The 18003-nt window shown below is 44.4% G+C and carries 15 protein-coding genes and 1 pseudogene; 2 read left to right on the top strand and 14 right to left on the bottom strand.

The features are described 5' to 3' along the window. Nucleotides 1-362: 362 nt before the first annotated feature. From LRC_RS08455 to LRC_RS08490, 7 genes and pseudogenes are all read right to left on the bottom strand, one after another. Entirely contained in the window at nucleotides 363-1049 is a 687-nt protein-coding gene (locus LRC_RS08455) for a C39 family peptidase (protein ID WP_225354938.1), read from the bottom strand. A 180-nt stretch (nucleotides 1050-1229) separates the two neighbouring features. Further along, a complete protein-coding gene (locus LRC_RS08460) occupies nucleotides 1230-1703 on the bottom strand; it encodes a hypothetical protein (RefSeq protein ID WP_014074015.1) in 474 nt (157 codons plus the stop codon). Between the two features lie 54 nt (nucleotides 1704-1757). Then, nucleotides 1758-1973 (bottom strand): hypothetical protein, encoded by a 216-nt coding sequence (locus LRC_RS08465; RefSeq protein ID WP_014074016.1) that lies wholly within the window; start codon nucleotides 1971-1973, stop codon nucleotides 1758-1760. Between the two features lie 144 nt (nucleotides 1974-2117). Continuing rightward, a complete protein-coding gene (apf, locus tag LRC_RS08470) occupies nucleotides 2118-2684 on the bottom strand; it encodes an aggregation-promoting factor (RefSeq protein WP_014074018.1) in 567 nt (188 codons plus the stop codon). 443 nt (nucleotides 2685-3127) lie between these two features. Continuing rightward, nucleotides 3128-3808: a TVP38/TMEM64 family protein gene (locus LRC_RS08475; protein ID WP_258414296.1), complete on the bottom strand. Its 681-nt coding sequence runs from the start codon at nucleotides 3806-3808 to the stop codon at nucleotides 3128-3130. Between the two features lie 583 nt (nucleotides 3809-4391). Continuing rightward, a pseudogene (gene gdhA / locus LRC_RS08485) lies at nucleotides 4392-5727 on the bottom strand (NADP-specific glutamate dehydrogenase). A 271-nt stretch (nucleotides 5728-5998) separates the two neighbouring features. After that, a complete protein-coding gene (locus LRC_RS08490; RefSeq protein WP_014074023.1) occupies nucleotides 5999-7189 on the bottom strand; it encodes an MFS transporter in 1191 nt (396 codons plus the stop codon). Nucleotides 7190-7287: 98 nt separating this feature from the next. Between LRC_RS08490 and LRC_RS08495 the strand changes: the two genes are divergently transcribed. After that, nucleotides 7288-8127: a YitT family protein gene (locus LRC_RS08495; RefSeq protein WP_014074024.1), complete on the top strand. Its 840-nt coding sequence runs from the start codon at nucleotides 7288-7290 to the stop codon at nucleotides 8125-8127. 520 nt (nucleotides 8128-8647) lie between these two features. Here LRC_RS08495 and LRC_RS08500 read toward each other — a convergent pair. After that, nucleotides 8648-9433, bottom strand: a complete 786-nt coding sequence (locus LRC_RS08500; RefSeq protein WP_014074025.1) for a carboxymuconolactone decarboxylase family protein — start codon at nucleotides 9431-9433, stop codon at nucleotides 8648-8650. A gap of 138 nt (nucleotides 9434-9571) precedes the next feature. On the opposite strand from LRC_RS08500, the gene LRC_RS08505 reads away from it, so the two are divergent. Next, entirely contained in the window at nucleotides 9572-10009 is a 438-nt protein-coding gene (locus LRC_RS08505; protein ID WP_014074026.1) for a MerR family transcriptional regulator, read from the top strand. Nucleotides 10010-10347: 338 nt separating this feature from the next. Here the strand turns inward: LRC_RS08505 and guaB are convergent, their stop codons facing one another. The 6 genes from guaB to LRC_RS08535 form a co-directional block, all read right to left on the bottom strand. Continuing rightward, nucleotides 10348-11838: an IMP dehydrogenase gene (gene guaB, locus LRC_RS08510; protein WP_014074027.1), complete on the bottom strand. Its 1491-nt coding sequence runs from the start codon at nucleotides 11836-11838 to the stop codon at nucleotides 10348-10350. Nucleotides 11839-12036: 198 nt separating this feature from the next. Further along, nucleotides 12037-12822: a tyrosine-protein phosphatase gene (locus tag LRC_RS08515; protein WP_014074028.1), complete on the bottom strand. Its 786-nt coding sequence runs from the start codon at nucleotides 12820-12822 to the stop codon at nucleotides 12037-12039. Between the two features lie 39 nt (nucleotides 12823-12861). Beyond that, nucleotides 12862-14190 carry a hemolysin family protein gene (locus LRC_RS08520; RefSeq protein WP_014074029.1) on the bottom strand — a complete coding sequence of 443 codons (1329 nt, stop codon included), beginning with the start codon at nucleotides 14188-14190 and terminating at the stop codon, nucleotides 12862-12864. A 140-nt stretch (nucleotides 14191-14330) separates the two neighbouring features. After that, nucleotides 14331-15152 carry a MetQ/NlpA family ABC transporter substrate-binding protein gene (locus LRC_RS08525; protein WP_014074030.1) on the bottom strand — a complete coding sequence of 274 codons (822 nt, stop codon included), beginning with the start codon at nucleotides 15150-15152 and terminating at the stop codon, nucleotides 14331-14333. A 25-nt stretch (nucleotides 15153-15177) separates the two neighbouring features. Beyond that, nucleotides 15178-15864 (bottom strand): methionine ABC transporter permease, encoded by a 687-nt coding sequence (locus LRC_RS08530; protein WP_003691919.1) that lies wholly within the window; start codon nucleotides 15862-15864, stop codon nucleotides 15178-15180. Further along, entirely contained in the window at nucleotides 15857-16900 is a 1044-nt protein-coding gene (locus tag LRC_RS08535) for a methionine ABC transporter ATP-binding protein (protein ID WP_014074031.1), read from the bottom strand. The genes LRC_RS08530 and LRC_RS08535 overlap by 8 nt, the downstream gene beginning before the upstream one ends. Nucleotides 16901-18003 lie beyond the last annotated feature (1103 nt).

Raw genomic sequence — 18003 nt, forward strand, 5'->3', positions numbered from 1 at the left:
CATTGTTTTACGGGCAAATCCCTGTTTTCGTCATTTTGCCCGTAACTGCCCGTCTTGTTTTACGGGCAAATCCCTGTTTTCCACGTTTTGCCCGTAACCGCCCCCATTGTTTTACGGGCAAATTCCTGTTTTCCACGTTTTGCCCGTAACCGCACGCATTGTTTTACGGGCAATTCCCTGTTTTCGTCATTTTGCCCGTAACCTCCCGTCTTGTTTTACGGGCAAATCCCTGTTTTCGATGTTTTGCCCGTAATCCTCACGCTCGCCAATCCAAACATCAGATTGATCAAAATCCCGACGCCATAGACATGCAAAAAACAGGACTTTTTAAATCACGCATAAGAAGTCCTGTTTCTGCATTCTTATTTCGTTACGTATACTGCCTGGTTGCCCATCTGCTTATAGGCGGCAGCAAAATCATTCCAATCGACCTCACGATTTTTATAACCATAAGGATCATTGACATAGATTACTCTCTTGTCTCGATCAAATCCCGTGATGCAAACGCTATGCTCGCTGTAGGTCACGTCGATTTCCCCGTCAGGAGTATCCCAGGACTCAAAATCACTGACCGGAGCAAATGCAGTCGTCGTAATCGTCCAAACCGGATGACCTTCTTCGACCTTATTGACGACAGTATCAAAATTTGAACCTGTCAAATCATAAACGTTATCAGCATATTGTTTTGCAAGATTATAGATGGGCCCATGATAAACGCCAAGTCCAGGGGACGTGCCCCCGGAAACGGAACCGACGAATCCGTCATTAGGGTTACCGTGTTCCCCGTTATCATATTGAAACGGAACCGTTTCAATATTGTCTGCAAGTTCTGACTTGGTAACGCCAATTCCGTTATAATTCAAAACCATCGCCAAGGACGTTACTTCACACCCGTTATAAAGCTTGGGATCGTCCATCTGATCAATCAACGGAACATTCAACACCATGCGTTTTTTATGAACAACCTTTATGGCACTTTCGGCATCTTCTTCGTTAAGCAGTTCTGATGCTTGATCTACAATATTTCCCGGGTTATGTTTACAAATCACCACAACTGCTCCGATTAATAAGATGCCGGCAACCGCTAAAAAGAAAGGTGCCTTGGATCTTTTGCGATAAACTTTACGCCTGCCTTTTTTTCTTGAACCAGAATATTTCCCCCGATTATTACTTCTCCTAGAAGTATTAGGCATAATTTGTCACCTTTCCAAATCAAGAACATTTATCGATTAGTTTTCGTCGTCATGCTTTACAAGCGACATGCCGCCATTTTGTTCAGAATCGTCTTCTTCTGCAGGACCGATGCCAAGCGCTTGCGAGAAGGTCGCATCAACGATTGCAATGACGTTTTTGGCAAAATCCTCATCATCTTCCGCATCAATGTCGACTGCACGCTGATCGTAGTGCGGTCCAACGGTATCTGACAGAAAATCGATCAGCTTATTGTGAACGGCAACGACCAATTCCCAATTGCCCTCATCGTTGTAATCGACCTCTTCCTGACCGTTTTCAAGCTCTTCATTGGTCAAACGCATCATCGCATACATGCCCGCATGCTTTGAGAGCGTGAATAAAGCATCTGACAGCAGCAATGGCAACTTGACATAGTCGCGATAAATATTGTCAATTTCTTTATAAACGTTGTATTGATCATTGATAAAATTCATGAATTGCTGTTCTTCTTTTTCAATATCGTATTTCATTAAAATTTCTCCCTAAAAGTTCATTGTTTCAAAACTCTGCATTTTTCTTCATTATTAAGCAAATACGTAAACGTAAAATAAATATCCTCCTAAGCTCATGCAACACAGGCCGATTACGAACAAGATCAATCTTGTCATCCATGAATCGCGTTCGTGCATCCCGATTGCGCTGACGATCATCAGCAATCCGAAAAAGGCAAAAAGCAGGATAATCAGTATTATTGACAGCCGCACCTCTTCCACCTCAGTTAAAGTATTATCATTCAACAATTATAGCATAAAACGCGTGGCTTGTAATGCTATTCCTGAATGCAAAAAACGCCGCAATGCTTTCAAAAAAGCCGTGCAGCGTTTTAATATTTCGGCCGAAACAATCAGTTAGACTCGACCGTTTTGTTCATTAATCTTCGTTTTTTAGTACCAACCGTTTTGCAACCAGTGCGACTTGGCATTTGCCCATGAACCATAGCGGTTAAGCACGTAGCTGTTGGCAACGCGTTCTTGGTTTTCAGCAGAATAGTCGCCACCCAAGTATGCGCTTGAAAGCTGATACTTGCCATAATAGTTGCCGTTTTGAGCAGTATATGAACCGCCTGATTCGCGTGAAGCAATCCAATCGCGCGCAGCCTGTTCGCTTGATGAAGCAACTGCTTGCTGTGTTGTCTGCATCGTTTGTTGCTGTGATGCTTGTTGCGTCGTTTGAGCGCTTTGTTGCGTCGTTTGAGCGCTTTGTTGCGTTGAAACGGCAGCATCGCCATTATTCGCATTGATCACGAGTTTTTGACCTGGGAAAATCAAATGAATGTTTTGCAACGAATTCAATGATTGAATTGAAGAAACAGTCGTATTATTCTCATCGGCAATTTGAGATAAAGTATCGCCAGCTTTGACCGTAACCGTATCAGCGTTTGCTGCGGCTGCGCCTGCAACGGTAAAACCTGCAGCACATGCGATTGATAAAGCAACTTTGTTAAATTTCATAAATAAATTTCACTCCTGTGTTTTATATCAAACCTATTGCGTCTGTAGTAAGCATTATTCTTACTCTGGTGAAGATCCTCACGCTCGCTTGCCTCACGAGCTAACATGGAACATTATATGGGAGCAATGTAACAATCAAGTACCAGGACAATTACAAGAAAGCGTTTCCTTGAAATTTTTGTTACATTCTGTAATATTTATAATGTGATTTTTTTAAATATATTTACCTTGAAGCCTTGACAGCACTGAATTTTTTAGCTTAAAAATAAATCTATCCTTATACTAAATTACTAACAATCCGTTTCCACGATATTTTTGCGAAATTCCCGAAATTTTTTTTGAAAAAAATAATCCCGGCTTTCTTTTGCTAAAATACAGTAAAGAAACCGAAATTTGTAATATTTTTGAAATATTGTAAAATCCAATTTGAACATTAGTTCGCGTTAAACGTTATTTTTCCTTTGCTTACGCCATTTTCGATAGATGAAAACAACTGAAAATAAGATTACAAATCCTGCCAAAGCCACGATTGCAAGGGTTTTGCTCCCTTCAAAGATTGCGTTTCCGCCAAAAGCATAGATGAAAGACGTCGGAACCATCCCGATTACGATACATGAAATTGCGGTTGAAACAGAAAGTTTCAGATGAACGCTCACATAGTTGACGATAAACGAAGGAAACATCGGCATCATGTATCCTGCGATGATTCCATAAATTTTTTGCTTGTGCTGTTCGATTTCCGCAATGAACTCTTCGAGCTTTTGAGAACGTTTTGGCAGATCGTAGCGCGTAAAAAACAGCCACATGCACAGATTTCCGAGCGAAGTGCCGCAAAGGTTCATCAAAAATCCGATGCACGGTCCGAAACATGCACCGTTGAAAATGCAAACGACAGAACTGGAAAAAAACGGAATTGCATTAGTCGTTATCGTCAGCAATAATAGAAAGAACGCATCTTCTATCCCATGATCGCGAAAAACAGTCTTGAGCAATTGGCGATTGACGTCCGGATTCAAAAAAGCAAGCAACTGACCGATGTAATCATGGAAAACGAACCCAAAGGCTGCAATCAAGATTATCAGGTCGACCAGACAAAGCACATAGATTAATCTTTTGTGTTTCAATTTCCTTCTCATCGCCAAAATAATCACCTGCTTTTGAAAATTTTCTACCTATTAAGTATATCCCAAATCATGCACGGATGAAAATCAAAAGAAGATGACGGGAAAAACTATGCTTCAAATTAAAGGATGAGGCTTGGAAAAAATCTGTCTCAAATCTAAAACCAGGATGATTTGGAATTAATTGCAAATCTGATCCGTTTTTTGTATGCATGACGCCTTATGATGGAAATAACCAAAAATAGTTTGCGGTAAATTTGCCTGATGTCTCAGCGTTGATTTATCAGTCGCTGCATTTGGCAAAATCACTGCCGTTTACGGACACATCGCTGGAAAATGCAGGTTTGTCCGTAAAATGCGTTTTGCTTACGGAAAAACCGGCAAAAAAGGGCACTTTGTCCGTAAATTTGAGTGAGATCTTGTCAAGATTAGTTGAGCAGCACTGCATTTAAAAAAACCGAACAAATTCAGTCGCAACAAGACATCCTTCGTTCGGTATTTCGTTTAATTAAAGCGGGAAAAAGGACTTTTTACCCAGCCTCTTCTTCTGTTCAAAAATTTCTTTTTACAAAAAACACGTTCTTTATTAATAAATCCCTTGCGCTTCCATCGCCTCTGCAACTTTTTTAAAGCCAGCAACGTTTGCGCCAAGCACAAAATCATCTTCGTGACCGTATTCTTTTGCGGCCTGGCTGATGTTTTTGATAGATATTTGTCATTATGTCTTTTAATTTTTGATCGACTTCTTCAAACGTCCAGCTGAGTCTTTCAGAATTTTGACTCATCTCAAGTGCTGAAACGGCCACGCCGCCAGCATTTGATGCTTTGCCCGGAACAAAGAGCACGCCTTGTTCTTGCAGATAATTCGTTGCCTCGAGCGTTGTCGGCATGTTGGCACCTTCGCAAACCGCGATGACGCCGTTTGAAACAAGTTTTTTGGCATCGTCCAGGTTGAGCTCGTTTTGCGTTGCGCATGGCAATGCAACGTCTGACTTGACGCTCCAAACGCCTCTTCCTTCATTATATTCAGCATTTGGACGTGCTTTTTTATATTCAGTCAAGCGCACACGCTTGACTTCTTTGACTTCTTTTAAAAGTTCAACGTCGATTCCGTCCGGGTCATAGATCCAGCCCGTTGAATCAGAACACGTTACGACTTTGCCACCAAGCTGTTCGGCTTTTTCGATTGCATAAATCGCAACGTTTCCTGCTCCCGAAACGGTGACCGTTTTGCCTTCGAGGCTCTTTCCATGAGCTTTCAATAGTTCGTCCGTCAAATACAGCAATCCGTATCCGGTCGCTTCCGTTCTGGCCAAAGAGCCGCCAAACGTCAGCCCCTTGCCGGTTAAAACGCCTTCGTATCTGCCGGTCAGACGTTTGTACTGTCCGTACAGATAGCCGATTTCACGACCGCCGGTTCCGATGTCTCCGGCCGGCACGTCGACGTCTGCACCGATATGCTTGTAAAGTTCCGTCATGAATGCTTGGCAAAAGGCCATGATTTCGCGATCGGACTTGCCCTTTGGATCAAAGTCGGATCCGCCTTTGCCTCCGCCGATTGGAAGTCCGGTCAGCGAATTTTTAAAAATTTGTTCAAAACCTAAGAACTTAATGATGCTCAACGTGACCGAAGGGTGTAAGCGAAGCCCGCCCTTATACGGTCCAATCGCATTGTTGAACTGCACGCGGTATGCGTTGTTGACCTGAGTCTGGCCTTTGTCATCGACCCAGGAGACACGGAATAAAATCTGACGGTCCGGCGTCGTCAAACGTTCAAGCAGTGCTTCCTTCCGATAACGCTCTTCATTTTGCTCGATTACCGGGCGCAAGGACTCCAAAACCTCGGTAACGGCCTGATTGAATTCCGGCTGATCCGGATTCTGACTTGCGACTCTGGTTAAAACGTCATCTACATAAGACATTAACATCCATCCTTCCATGTTGTGTGAGGTTTGCTATTCGACGTTTTTTATTGTAAACTAAGAATGTTAATGAAATCAAGTTTCATATCGTCATCTCTTTAATTTTGCAGTATTTATTTTTGTGATTTATTTTTAAATAATCATTTTTTTAGTTTTGCAACTCTTTATTTTCAAGCATCAGGAAACTTTAATCAAACAAATTTGACGATTTTGTCTACAAAAGAAGCAAAAAACCGGATCAGCAAACGACTAATCCGATTCCAATTTTATTTTAATCTTCTTTTTCATTTCGTGCAAACGTCATCATCAAAATCGTTCCTGAAACGGAAATGAAACATCCGACGAGCAGCATCACGTGAAAATTCGTTGCTTCCAAAACGAATCCGCCCAAAAGACTGCCAATCACGCCGCTGACGGTCGTCGTTCCAACCATCAGTGCCTGCCCGGTATAACGATGTTCTTCGTTCATGACTTCGTTCACGTAATAAACTGAAGCGGGCGTGATGATTGCAAATGAAAACATCTGCAACACCATTGAAGCATAGAGTTCGAAGATATTGCCTGCAAAATAAGTCGCAAAAGCCTTGATCGAAAAAACAATCGTCGCAAAAATCATCAGTTTGGCACTTGAAAACTTTCTGGCAATCAGCGAAAAGCCAAACATTGCCGGAAGCTCGCAAACAGCAGCAATCGTAAGCGCCGTTCCCATTTGGGTCGACGTTCCGCCGATTCCCTTCACGACCTGAATCAGGTAAGTGTTGTACATGTTATGGAAAATAAACACCAAAACGGAAGAAAAAAGTACCATCGAGAAACGTTTGTAGTGCATCAAAAAAGAAACGATACCCATCTTTTGCTTGCTGCTTTGAGCCTTATCCCGTTTTTGCTCATCGCAGGCTTTGATGACCGGCATCGAAAAAACCAGGCAAAAGACCGCGAGCAAAAGCAGGATGGCTGAAATCATCGAAACGTTCGCGCCGAATTTGTCGCACATGAATCCCAAAACGGACGACATGACTGCAAACGAAAGCGAGCCCATGCCGCGAGCAATTCCGAAGTCGACGTTGATCCCTGCATTTACATAATAGATGCTGAGCGAATTAAGCAACGGCTGCAAGACCTGCAAAAGCGCATCCGCTATCACGTAAAGCAAAAAAATCAAAACGAACACGTCCGGCAAAAGCAGCAACAAAAGAATTGCCAAAACCATGATACCGATCAGCACTTCGACAAGATAGTGCAGCGTCAGATTTTGAAAGCGATCGGCCAGCCCGCTGATATAAGGCTGCAGCACGAAACCAATCAAGTTGCCGCAAGCAACGATGATGCCGATTTTAGAACTTGTCAATCCCTTGCTCAATAAATAGACCGTCGCAAAAGTATAAAGACCGCAAAAAACCATCCAATATGCAGCTTGCGTCAGGGCATATTGAGCAGTCAGTTTTTTAGCACTGTATTTCATGGTTATAATAAAATCCTTTCAAAAATTAATGAACCAACTACTAGTTTATATTGATTGGTATTAATTTTCCATACTTTTTTATTCAGGAGGAATTTTTTATGAAAAAAAGACTTGTCAAAAATCCGTTTTTTAGGGCCCTCATCTTCCTATTCGCCCTTGAGCTCGTCGCAATCTCAATCAACTTTTTCTATGCACCGATCAATATCGCTGCCGGCGGCGCAACGGGCATGGCCGTCCTGCTCGAAGCAGCCTTTGGGTTCAACCGTTCGCTTTGCGTGCTCGTCATCAATACCCTCATGCTGATTTTGGCCTGGATATTTATCGATTGGAAGACCGTTAAAAAGTTCATCATCGGGAGCTACCTCCTGCCCGTTTTGATTTATGTCACGCCAAGCTTCGAGATTGTTTCGGACAAGCTTTTGGCCGTCATCTTGGGCGGCGTTTTCTCAGCAATCGGCGTGGCTGCGCTGTACCGCATCAATGCGGCCAGCGGTGGGACGACCGTTCCTCCGCTCATCATTGAACGCTACTTCCACGTCAATCCGGCCGTTTCTTTGCTCGTCATCGACATGATCGTGACGCTGTTCAATATTCCCGTTTCAGGCATTGATGCTTTCTTTATGGCCGCTTTTTCATTGTTCGTTTCCCTGTTCGTCATGCGCTACATGGAATCAGGTCTCGATCACAAATATCAGATTCAGGTCATGAGCAACGACAAGCTGCCGGAAATCCGCAAAATGCTTGAGGACGCGGACAATTCACTGACGATTTTTGACGTTCGCGGCGGATACTCACTCAACGACAAAAAGCTGATCATGGCTGTCGTCGACAATGATTCGTATGGCAAACTTTTAAGCAGAATCCACGATATCGACCCGAACGCTTTTATCGTTGCCTCAAACGTCGTCAAGGTCCACGGTGGAACGTTTGGCATCTAGATTAGAAAAGGTCGACGATTTTTTTAAATACAGTGCTGCTCAACCAATTCACTCAAATTTTACGGACAAAGTGCCCATTTTGGCCGATTTGTCCGTAAGCAAAGCGCATTTTACGGACAAACATGCATTTCCCAGCGATTTGTCCGTAAATTTTTGGCCATTATGCTGAGGATTTACGGACACAAGCCGCTTTTTGGAGCATTTGTCCGTAAAATCGGGTCCGAAACGTCTGAATTTTTACGGACAAACGGCTGTTTCTGACCATTTTGTCCGTAATCGACTTTTTTCGAGCAAGCCATTTACGGACAGAAGACCCATTTTATAAACATGTCCGTAAACGGCAGTGATTTTGCAAAATGCAGTGCCTGATAAATCAGCGCGCCAAGCTCTCATTCAATTTACCGCCAAACTATTTTTGGTCATTTCCATCATAAGGCGTCATGCATACAAAAAAGCCAAATGATTTGCAATCAATTGCAAATCATTTGGCTTTTCGATTTGATGCATCGTTTTTTAAATTCTATTTTTTGTGCTGCTGATTTTGGACCGCATCATACTGTGCATCCGTTACTGGTTCACACCACTCGTTTGAAGTCTGCTCGCCCGGAACTTCGATTGCCAAATGGCTGAACCAACTGTCCGAAGCCGCACCATGCCAGTGCTTGACCTCAGCCGGAATATTGATGCAATCGCCCGGTTTCATTTCAATCGCAGGCTTGCCTTCTTCTTGATAATAACCGCGCCCGGCAATGCAAATAATGATTTGACCGCCACCTTTTTTGGCATGATGAATGTGCCAATTGTTGCGGCATCCTGGTTCAAATGTGACGTTGTAGACGCTGACTTGACTCGTCGAAACCGGAGCAAGATAGCTTTTGCCGACAAAATACTTTGCAAACCCACCGTTTGGTTCGCCAATCGGGAAAACCATCTCTTTGGCATGTGCTCTCATCGCCGGATCTTCATAAGGAAGATCTCCTTCGCCGTCATTCCAGACTTCCTTAGTCAAGTTAAACACTGCCCAGCCTTTTGGCCAGCCTGCGTAAAATGCAACGTGCGTGATGATTGCGGCAATCTCTTTTTGCGTCACGCCGTGTGCCTTGGCATTTTCAAGGTGGAACTTCAGCGAAGAGTCCGTGATTCCAGAAGACATCAAAGCGACAACCGTGATAATGCTTCTCGTCTTGACGTCGATGTCTTGATTGTTCCAGTTTTCACCAAAAAGAACGTCGTCATTATAATGGGCAAATTCAGGGGCGAATTTGCCAAGTGCGTTTCTGCCTGCTGTTTGAACTATTTTTGACATGATAAAATTCCTCCTGTTACTTGTTTTTTCTAAAGCTCGCCTTTTCTTCTTGAAAATTATTTAGAGCAGTCTTATACTTGAGATTATCATACAACCTAAAGCTAACTTTAAGTCAACATTTTTTTGGAGGATTTTTGCATGTACACGATTGGACAAGTTTCGAAAGCAACCGGTCTGCCCGTTTCAACCTTGCGCTACTATGACAAAGAAGGTCTCTTTCCTCACTTGGAACGAAAAGGATATGTCAGAAAATTCAGCGATACGGAATTGGAAGAAGTCAAAATCATTGAATGCCTCAAAAAATCGGGGCTTGAAATCAAAGATATTCGTCAATTTTTCCAGTGGGTTTCCGAAGGCAGCAGCACCTACAAAAAACGTCGCGAACTTTTCGCTAATCAAAAAAAAGTCATTCAAAAAAAAATCGAATCACTTGAAAAAACAATGGCCATGCTCGAATTCAAGTGCTGGTACTATGACAAGGCTCTTCTAGACGGAAATGAGGATAAATTGCATCAAATGCTGCCAGACAAGCTGCCAGAAGAGATTCAAAAAATCTATGACAAGGCTCATGAGTAATGCCGATTACGGGCAAAATGGTCGATTTCTTGAGATTTGCCCGTAAAATCCAGTCACCCGTTACGGGCAAAACGGTGATTCCTGGGATTTACCCGTAAAATCCAGTCACCCGTTACGGGCAAAACGGCATTTCCTGGGATTTGCCCGTAAAATCCAGTCACCCGTTACGGGCAAAACGGCAATTTTCTGGGATCTGCCCGTAATCGGAAGATCTGCTGCAAATCTAATCAAAGAAAGTGATTCACGAAGCCAATTGCTGCCGTCTGCGCTGCATTTTCCTAAAACTGATTCGACAAAAAAATCCTCGTTCCAAAAAAACGAGGATTTTTTAATTGCTGCTAAGCCTTTGCTGAATAGTTAGGTGCTTCTTTTGTGATTTGAACGTCATGCGGGTGCGATTCACGCAAGCCAGCTCCCGTAATCTGAACGAATTGAGCATTTTCGCGAAGAGCCTTCAAATCTGGTGCGCCAACGTAGCCCATGCCGGAGCGAAGACCGCCGTCCATTTGGTAAACGATGTCGGCTACGCTGCCCTTGTAAGCAACACGACCTTCGATTCCTTCAGGAACGAGCTTGTTTGCTTCGTTGACGCCGCTTTGGAAGTAGCGGTCTGCTGAACCATGCGTCGAATCCATGGCGCCAAGACTGCCCATGCCGCGATATGTCTTGAAACGACGTCCTTCATAAATGATCGTTTCGCCAGGGGCTTCGTCCGTGCCGGCCAGCATTGAACCAAGCATGACTGCATAGCCACCGGCTGCAAGTGCTTTGACGATATCGCCGGAGTACTTGATGCCGCCATCGGCAATGATCGTCTTGCCATATTCGCGCGCAACGCTTGCTGCATCGTAAATGGCCGTAAGCTGCGGAACGCCAACGCCCGCGATGATGCGGGTCGTGCAGATCGAACCAGGTCCGATGCCGACTTTGACAACGTCAACGCCTGCTTCATACAAAGCGCGAGTTGCTTCGGCCGTTGCGACGTTTCCGGCAATCAATGTCGCATCCGGGAAATGTTCTCTGATTTCTTTGATTTTTCGCAAAACGCCTGCGGAATGTCCATGTGCCGTATCGATTACGAGCGCATCAGCGCCTGCATCAAGCAATGCGGCCGCACGTTCAAACGTGTCGCTCGTAACACCGACTGCAGCTGCAGCCAAAAGGCGGCCATGCTTGTCTTTGGCGGCATTCGGGAATTCAACGACCTTTTCGATATCCTTGATCGTGATAAGACCAACAAGCTGACCTTCGGCATTGACCAAAGGAAGCTTTTCAATCTTGTTCTGCTGCAAGATTTCTTCTGCCTTTTCCAATGAAGTGCCTTCTGGCGCAGTAATCAAGTTTTCCTTTGTCATGACCTTGCCGATTTCAACGGTATGATCTTCAACAAAGCGGATGTCGCGGTTCGTAATAATGCCGCAGAATTTGCGATTTTCGAGAGTTTCAACGATTGGAACACCACTGATTCTGTATTTGCGCATCAAACCGTCTGCTTCAAGCACGGAGTTTTCCGGCGTAAGGTAGAACGGATCGATGATAACGCCGCTTTCGGAACGTTTTACTTTGCGCACTTCATCAGCCTGCTGTTCAATCGACATATTTTTGTGGATAACGCCAAGACCGCCCTGACGCGCCATTGCGATTGCCATGGCCGATTCCGTGACCGTATCCATGCCGGCACTGATGATTGGGATATTGAGCTTCAAATTATCTGCAAGTTGAACGCTGAGGTCAACATCATTTGGTAAAACATGGCTTTCAGCCGGAATTAATAAGACATCGTCAAAGGTCAGACCTTTTTTGACAAATTTGGTATCCCAATTGGACATTTTAAGAACTCTCCTTTAATATAGTTATTTTTGTTTGTCTTATAATGTACAAAAAATTTCTAAGGATTGCAAGGAATCTTAGTGAATTCTTAGCATTATCATCAAAATTACATCATTCGCTTTGGGAATAGTTCGTAATTTACTCTCTTTAACGGCTTAAACTGTCTGGAAATACACTCAATCATTCGTTATATGCAATCATTCCAAATAATTCAACCGCATTTTTTCATAATCATCTTTGCTGACGTTCAGATATTCGAAACAAAAATCACGGACGCTGCCCGAAAGTATCTCAACCGTCTTCTCCAAAATCAAAAAATGTTCTTTTCTCACGCCCAAATACGAATTGAGCCGTTCAGCCAGCTCGTCGCCCTGAGCATTTTGCACAATGGCATTTTGCTCTTTGGCGGTTTTTTCTGAAAAAGCCAGGTTGGTCAACATAAAATCTTCAAGCACGGTCTGCCTCTTCACGCCAAGCAGCCCCAAAAACAAAAAGGCACCGATTCCGGTTCGATCCTTGCCGGCAACACAGTGAAAGGCCAGGCTTTTTCCTTCTTCATCATTTTCGACAAGTGCTTGAAACATTTTGCCGTAAGCTTCTCTTGCATGCGGATCGACCAGCATTTTGACGTATGTTTCTTCGGCAAACCCGAGACCATTTTTGGACAACGCACTGTATTTGGCAATACCAACGTCTTCCAGAAGCGAATGCTCAAGCGGATAGACCGATGCCAAAACATGCTTGGTCCCTTCAGGAAGCTTATCCGGGCCATAATTGCGCTCGCTCTCAGACCGCAGATCAACGACACAGCTCAGCCCATATTCAGCAAGTTTTCTGAGATCGGATGTGCTCAAATAAGACATGCTGCCGCACCGCAACGCCTTGTGCCACTTCGTCGTATGGCCGTCAAGCGTTTGATAGCCGCCAAGCTCGCGGAAATTAACGCCGCTTTCCAAATTTAAAAAGCGTTCCAAAAATTTCACCTTCCTTGCAAAAAAACGGGGCAGACTGCCCCGTTTTGCTTACTCTTTTTCTTCTTGATGATGCGAAACTTCCAACCATTCGATATAATTGCGATTAAATTCAGTGATTTTAATGTCAAACTGGCCGATCGTAATGACCAAACCGAGCTTAATCTTGTAATTTTCAAGCAAATAACCTGCAATCGTGACGCTTTCCGACTCCTGGAAATCCTTATCGCGGAACTTGAAGTAGCGCTCAAAATCGTAAAGAGTCGTTTTGCCTGAAACTTTGTAAGTTCCGTCTCCGTTGTCGATAATGTCTTCAAGCGAAACATCGTCGGCCTCATCCTTGACGGTTCCAAAAAGTTCTTCATAGATATCGCGATCCGTCACGATTCCGCTCGTGCCGCCATACTCATCCAAAACAACCACGATCGGCGTTTGCTTTTGGACCATGCTCTGCAGCAGTTTTTGAATCGGCGTCACTTCAGGCACCGTAATAATCGTCCGCATGACCTTGCTTACCCGAACGGAGTCATCAACCTGAGCCTGACGAATCATATCGTAAATGTAGACATAGCCTAAAATCTTGTCCTTATCGTTGTTGGCAACCACCGGAAAACGCGTAAACTTCTTTTGCAGATATTTGTTGATTACGCCGCGAACCGTGTCGGTCACGTCGACGACTTCAAGGCTCGTGCGGTCAATCATGATATCCTTGGCAACTTTGTCATTGAAATCAAATGCGCGCTGCATATAAACGAAATCGTCCTTGTCGATTGCGCCGCCGTGCACTGCATTTTTCGAAATATTAAGAATTTCATTTTGCGACAAAACGTCTTCTTCTTCTCCTGCCGGCTTCAGTCCGACAAGCTTGACGATTCCTGATGCCGAAACATTCAAAAGCCATACGAACGGGTAAAAGACGACGTGAAAATAGTGCAGCGGCGTCACAATAAACATCATGACCTTCATCGGCATGTCGATGCTGATGTTTTTCGGCACGATTTCAGTAATGACGACTTCAAGGTACGTCAAAATAACAACGCCCAAAACGGCACTGATTGCCACGATGCTCGTCTTGTTCAGAGGCATGAAGCCAAGCAGATCGGTCAACAGCGTAGCCAGCGTATCGGCGCCGAGCCACCCCAAAATAATCCCAGTTGTCGTGACACCAACCTGCGTTGTGGAAAGATACTCGTTCATATTCGACACCATGTTGAGTGCGAGCTTTAGCTTGCGCCTGTTCCCTTCACCGGCTTCAAGCGCACTTTCGAGCGCACTCTTGCGGACTGAAACAATTGCAAATTCTGCCGCAACGAAAAATGCAGCAAAATAAAAAACAACGAGAATTATGATCAGATTGGTTAACGCCTGACCATTAGACATATATCACATTCCTCATTTCTTTAGTTAATTTATCTCTATTAATATCTTATCATATTTTAGAAGAGTTGATATATAAAAGTTGCTTAAGCAAAAAGCCCCTGCATGATTCAAAAAAACAGCAGAGACTTTCTTTTTAAAAGTTATTTTTTGTTGCCGACAGGAAGAACTGCACCATTATACTTGTTGTTGATCCACTTTTGAGTCGACTTGGACTTCAAGACCTTGACAAGCTTCTTGATTGCAGGCTTCTTTTGGTCGCCCTTTTGAACGGCAATCAGATTTGCATACGGCGAAGACTTCTTTTCAAGCGCAATTGCGTCTTTGGCTGGCTTGAGGCCTGCTTGAACGGCATAGTTGGAGTTGATGACCGTTGCGTCGGCTTCGTTTGATTCGTAAAGCTTAGGCATCAATTTTGCTTCAAACGTATGCTTGAACGTGATGTTTCTCTTATTCTTCTTGATGTCATTGAACGTTGCCGTTTCAAGTTTCGTACCCTTCTTAAGCGTGATCAGGCCGGCATCCTTGAACAGTTTGAGAACGCGACCGTAATCGGAAACGTTGCTTGAAACGTAGACCTTGGCATTCTTTGGCAGTTTCTTCAGACTCTTGTACTTCTTGGAGTAAACACCGATCGGTTCCAAGTGGATGTTGCCGGCATCGACCAAAGTACCGTGATTCTTTTTGTTCCAGTCTTTCAAAAACGGAATATGCTGGAAGTAATTGGCATCGATTTCACCGTTTGCAAGCGCCTTGTTTGGCATGATGTAATCATCGAAAACCTTGATTTTAAGGTTGATGCCTTCTTTTTTCAATTTTGGCTGAACGTGACGCAAGATTTCAGCGTGCGGTGCTGCCGAAGCACCGACAGTAATCGTCGTATCGGCGTTCGCTACTGTATTTGCACCAAGAAAAAGAGCTGCTGCTGCGATTGTCGTAGTCAAAATACCTGCAAGTTTTTTCATAATTTCTCACCTCATAAGATTTTTATTAACGTTTATCAATTCGTTTAACGGCAAAATCGCCAAGATACTGGAAAGCAAACACGATAATGACGATAACGACCGTTGCCGTCAGCGTAATTGCGTTGTTGTAGGACTGAAAACCGTCCGTGTATGCCAACTGCCCGAGACCACCGGCACCGATTGCACCGGCCATTGCGGTATACCCGATCAAGGAAATCGCCGTGACGGTAATTCCCGAAACAAGCGCCGGCAGACTTTCCGGAATCAGCACTTTAAAAACGAGCTGCCATTTGGTGGCCCCCATTGATTCGGCTGCTTCAAGCACTCCGCCGTCGACTTCGTGAAATGCGATTTCGACCAGTCTGGCGTAAAACGGCGCAGCTGAGAAAACAAGCGACGGAATTGCTGCCTTTGCTCCGGTAATTGCACCGACAAGCACCTGTGTTACGGGCAAAAGCAGCACGATCAGGATAATGAACGGGATCGACCGAAACACGTTGACGAACAAGGCAACGACCCAGTTCAGCGCCTTGACGGCCTTGCTGTTTGAACCTGAAGTTTCATACAGCAGCAGTCCAAGCAAAAGTCCGAAAACCGCAACGATCAGAATCGAAACAATCGTCATCCAAATCGTTTCAAACGCTGCAGACCAAAGATTAGGCCAATTGACGTTCTTAAATTGAAAATATGATGCCAAACCGTTGTTATTCATGATCAATCACCTTCGTTTCTACGCGCAATTCATGGAACAGCCGAATCGCTCCGTCAATGTCTTCTTTTGTCCCCAAAAGCTGAATGAACAGTGTCCCGATCGTCGAATTGGAATCGGCCAGCTGATGAATCGATCCTTCCAAAATGCTCAGTTCAAGTCCCGGGAACTGCCTGATGACGCTCCCGACAACCGGCGTTTCCACCTGGCCGCCGTGAAATCTGAGCTGAATCAACTGTCCGTTCGGGTAGCGCTCAAGCAGATCTTTGACAACGCTTTGCGTATCCTTGGTCTGGTTTGCGTCAACCTCCGCATTTACGAAGCGTTTCGTCAAATCTTCCTTCGGATGCGTAAAGACTTCTGCAACCGGTCCTTCTTCGATTACCTGTCCGTTTTCCATCACGGCAACCGTGTCGGCAAGTTTACGAATGACGTGCATCTCATGCGTGATGATCACGATCGTCAAGTTGAGTTTCTCGTTGATCCTTTCAAGCAGATCAAGCACTTCGTCCGTTGTTTGCGGATCAAGGGCGCTCGTTGCTTCGTCAGAAATCAAAATATCGGGATCATTCGCCAATGCTCTGGCAATTCCGACGCGCTGCTTTTGACCTCCGGAAAGCTGTGCGGGATAAGCATGAATGCGCTCGCCCAATCCAACGACTTCTGCCAAATGCTTAGCCTTCTTTTCGCGCGTTTTTTTATCGACGCCCGCAAGTTCCAACGGAAATTCGATGTTTTGCAGAACAGTTCGCGACCACAACAAATTGAAATGTTGAAAAATCGTGCCGATTTTTTTGCGCTGCTCGCGAAGTTCGGCTCCCTTGAGTCCGTTAATCTTTTTACCGTTGATGATGACTTCGCCTGAAGTTGGCGTTTCAAGTCCATTCAGCATTCTGACCAAGGTACTCTTCCCGGCGCCTGAAAAACCGACAATTCCGAAAACTTCGCCGTCATTAATTTTTAAGTTGACGTTTTGAACCGCTCGCACGGGTCCGTCATCTGTTTCAAACGTCTTTGAGATATTCTTAAATTCAATCATTCCGTTACCACTTCCTAAAAAATCGTAAAAAAAAAGCTCTCATCCGAAAAAAGGACGAAAACTCGCGGTACCACCTTAATTTGCCCGAACCTTTCGATCCAGACCTCACTGACTACTGACATAGCCTTAAACTTTATCGCATTTCTGCGGACCGCAAGCTTGCACCGACGATCTAACTCGGAGTTCATCTTCAGCATGGCTTTCCGACCTTCCTTCTCAACTCCCGGAAGTTCTCTGTAGAAGTACTCACCATGCCTACTCTTCTCTTCAACGTCATTATACTGTTGTCTTAGATACTACAATTATTTATGAAATTTGTCAACACCTTTTCTAATTTTCCATTCTACAATTCTTAATCCGTAAGAATCTTCCGGCAAAATGCAGAGCTTGAAGTCTCTTGGCAGTGATAGGCTTCTGAGGGGGAGCGGCGGTTAGCAAATGCTCCGGTTTGATCGACTTTCGGAGGTACGCGACGTGATTTGGTTGCACGCGGTAGAACATTTTTTCATTTTTTGAGATTTTTTCTACTTTCGAAGGCGCTCAACGTGACGGTAGACAAAAATTGGTGAAACAGCGGAAATTTTGTCTACGATTCTTCATTGGCTCTTTTTCCTTGAAAAATCCAGTGTCGTCAGCCGCATTCGGACCCATCAATCCTTTTGACTAAGCAAACTCCTGCCGTCATCCTTTCGATTACGGCCATATCCCAGAAATCAACGTTTTGCCCGTAACGAGAATCTGCATTTTACGGGCAAATTTAAGAAATCGAAGTTTTGCCCGTAACGGGGGGGCTGCATTTTACGGGCATATTTCAAAAATCGACATTTTGCCCGTAACGGGGGGCTGCATTTTACGGGCATATCAAAAAATCGCCATTTTGCCCGTAACGTGTGACTGGCTTTTACGGGCAAATCTCAAGAATCGCCGTTTTGCCCGTAACGGGTGACTGGGTTTTACGGGCAGATTTCAAAAATCGAGGATTTTGCCCGTAACGGAGTGCTGCATTTTACGGGCAAATCCCAGAAATCGAAGTTTTGCCCGTAACGGAGTGCTGCATTTTACGGGCAAATCTCAAGAATCACCGTTTTGCCCGTAACGGGTGA

Origin of the sequence: Ligilactobacillus ruminis ATCC 27782 (assembly GCF_000224985.1) — a bacterium.
Taxonomy (GTDB): Bacteria; Bacillota; Bacilli; order Lactobacillales; family Lactobacillaceae; genus Ligilactobacillus; species Ligilactobacillus ruminis.

Coding starts and splice junctions, on each gene's coding strand:
- LRC_RS08500 (WP_014074025.1), bottom strand. CDS start 9,433: ATGTCAAAAATAGTTCAAACAGCAGGCAGAAACGCACTTGGCAAATTC.
- LRC_RS08505 (WP_014074026.1), top strand. CDS start 9,572: ATGTACACGATTGGACAAGTTTCGAAAGCAACCGGTCTGCCCGTTTCA.
- LRC_RS08525 (WP_014074030.1), bottom strand. CDS start 15,152: ATGAAAAAACTTGCAGGTATTTTGACTACGACAATCGCAGCAGCAGCT.
- LRC_RS08490 (WP_014074023.1), bottom strand. CDS start 7,189: ATGAAATACAGTGCTAAAAAACTGACTGCTCAATATGCCCTGACGCAA.
- LRC_RS08495 (WP_014074024.1), top strand. CDS start 7,288: ATGAAAAAAAGACTTGTCAAAAATCCGTTTTTTAGGGCCCTCATCTTC.
- guaB (WP_014074027.1), bottom strand. CDS start 11,838: ATGTCCAATTGGGATACCAAATTTGTCAAAAAAGGTCTGACCTTTGAC.
- LRC_RS08460 (WP_014074015.1), bottom strand. CDS start 1,703: ATGAAATACGATATTGAAAAAGAAGAACAGCAATTCATGAATTTTATC.
- LRC_RS08530 (WP_003691919.1), bottom strand. CDS start 15,864: ATGAATAACAACGGTTTGGCATCATATTTTCAATTTAAGAACGTCAAT.
- LRC_RS08535 (WP_014074031.1), bottom strand. CDS start 16,900: ATGATTGAATTTAAGAATATCTCAAAGACGTTTGAAACAGATGACGGA.
- apf (WP_014074018.1), bottom strand. CDS start 2,684: ATGAAATTTAACAAAGTTGCTTTATCAATCGCATGTGCTGCAGGTTTT.
- LRC_RS08520 (WP_014074029.1), bottom strand. CDS start 14,190: ATGTCTAATGGTCAGGCGTTAACCAATCTGATCATAATTCTCGTTGTT.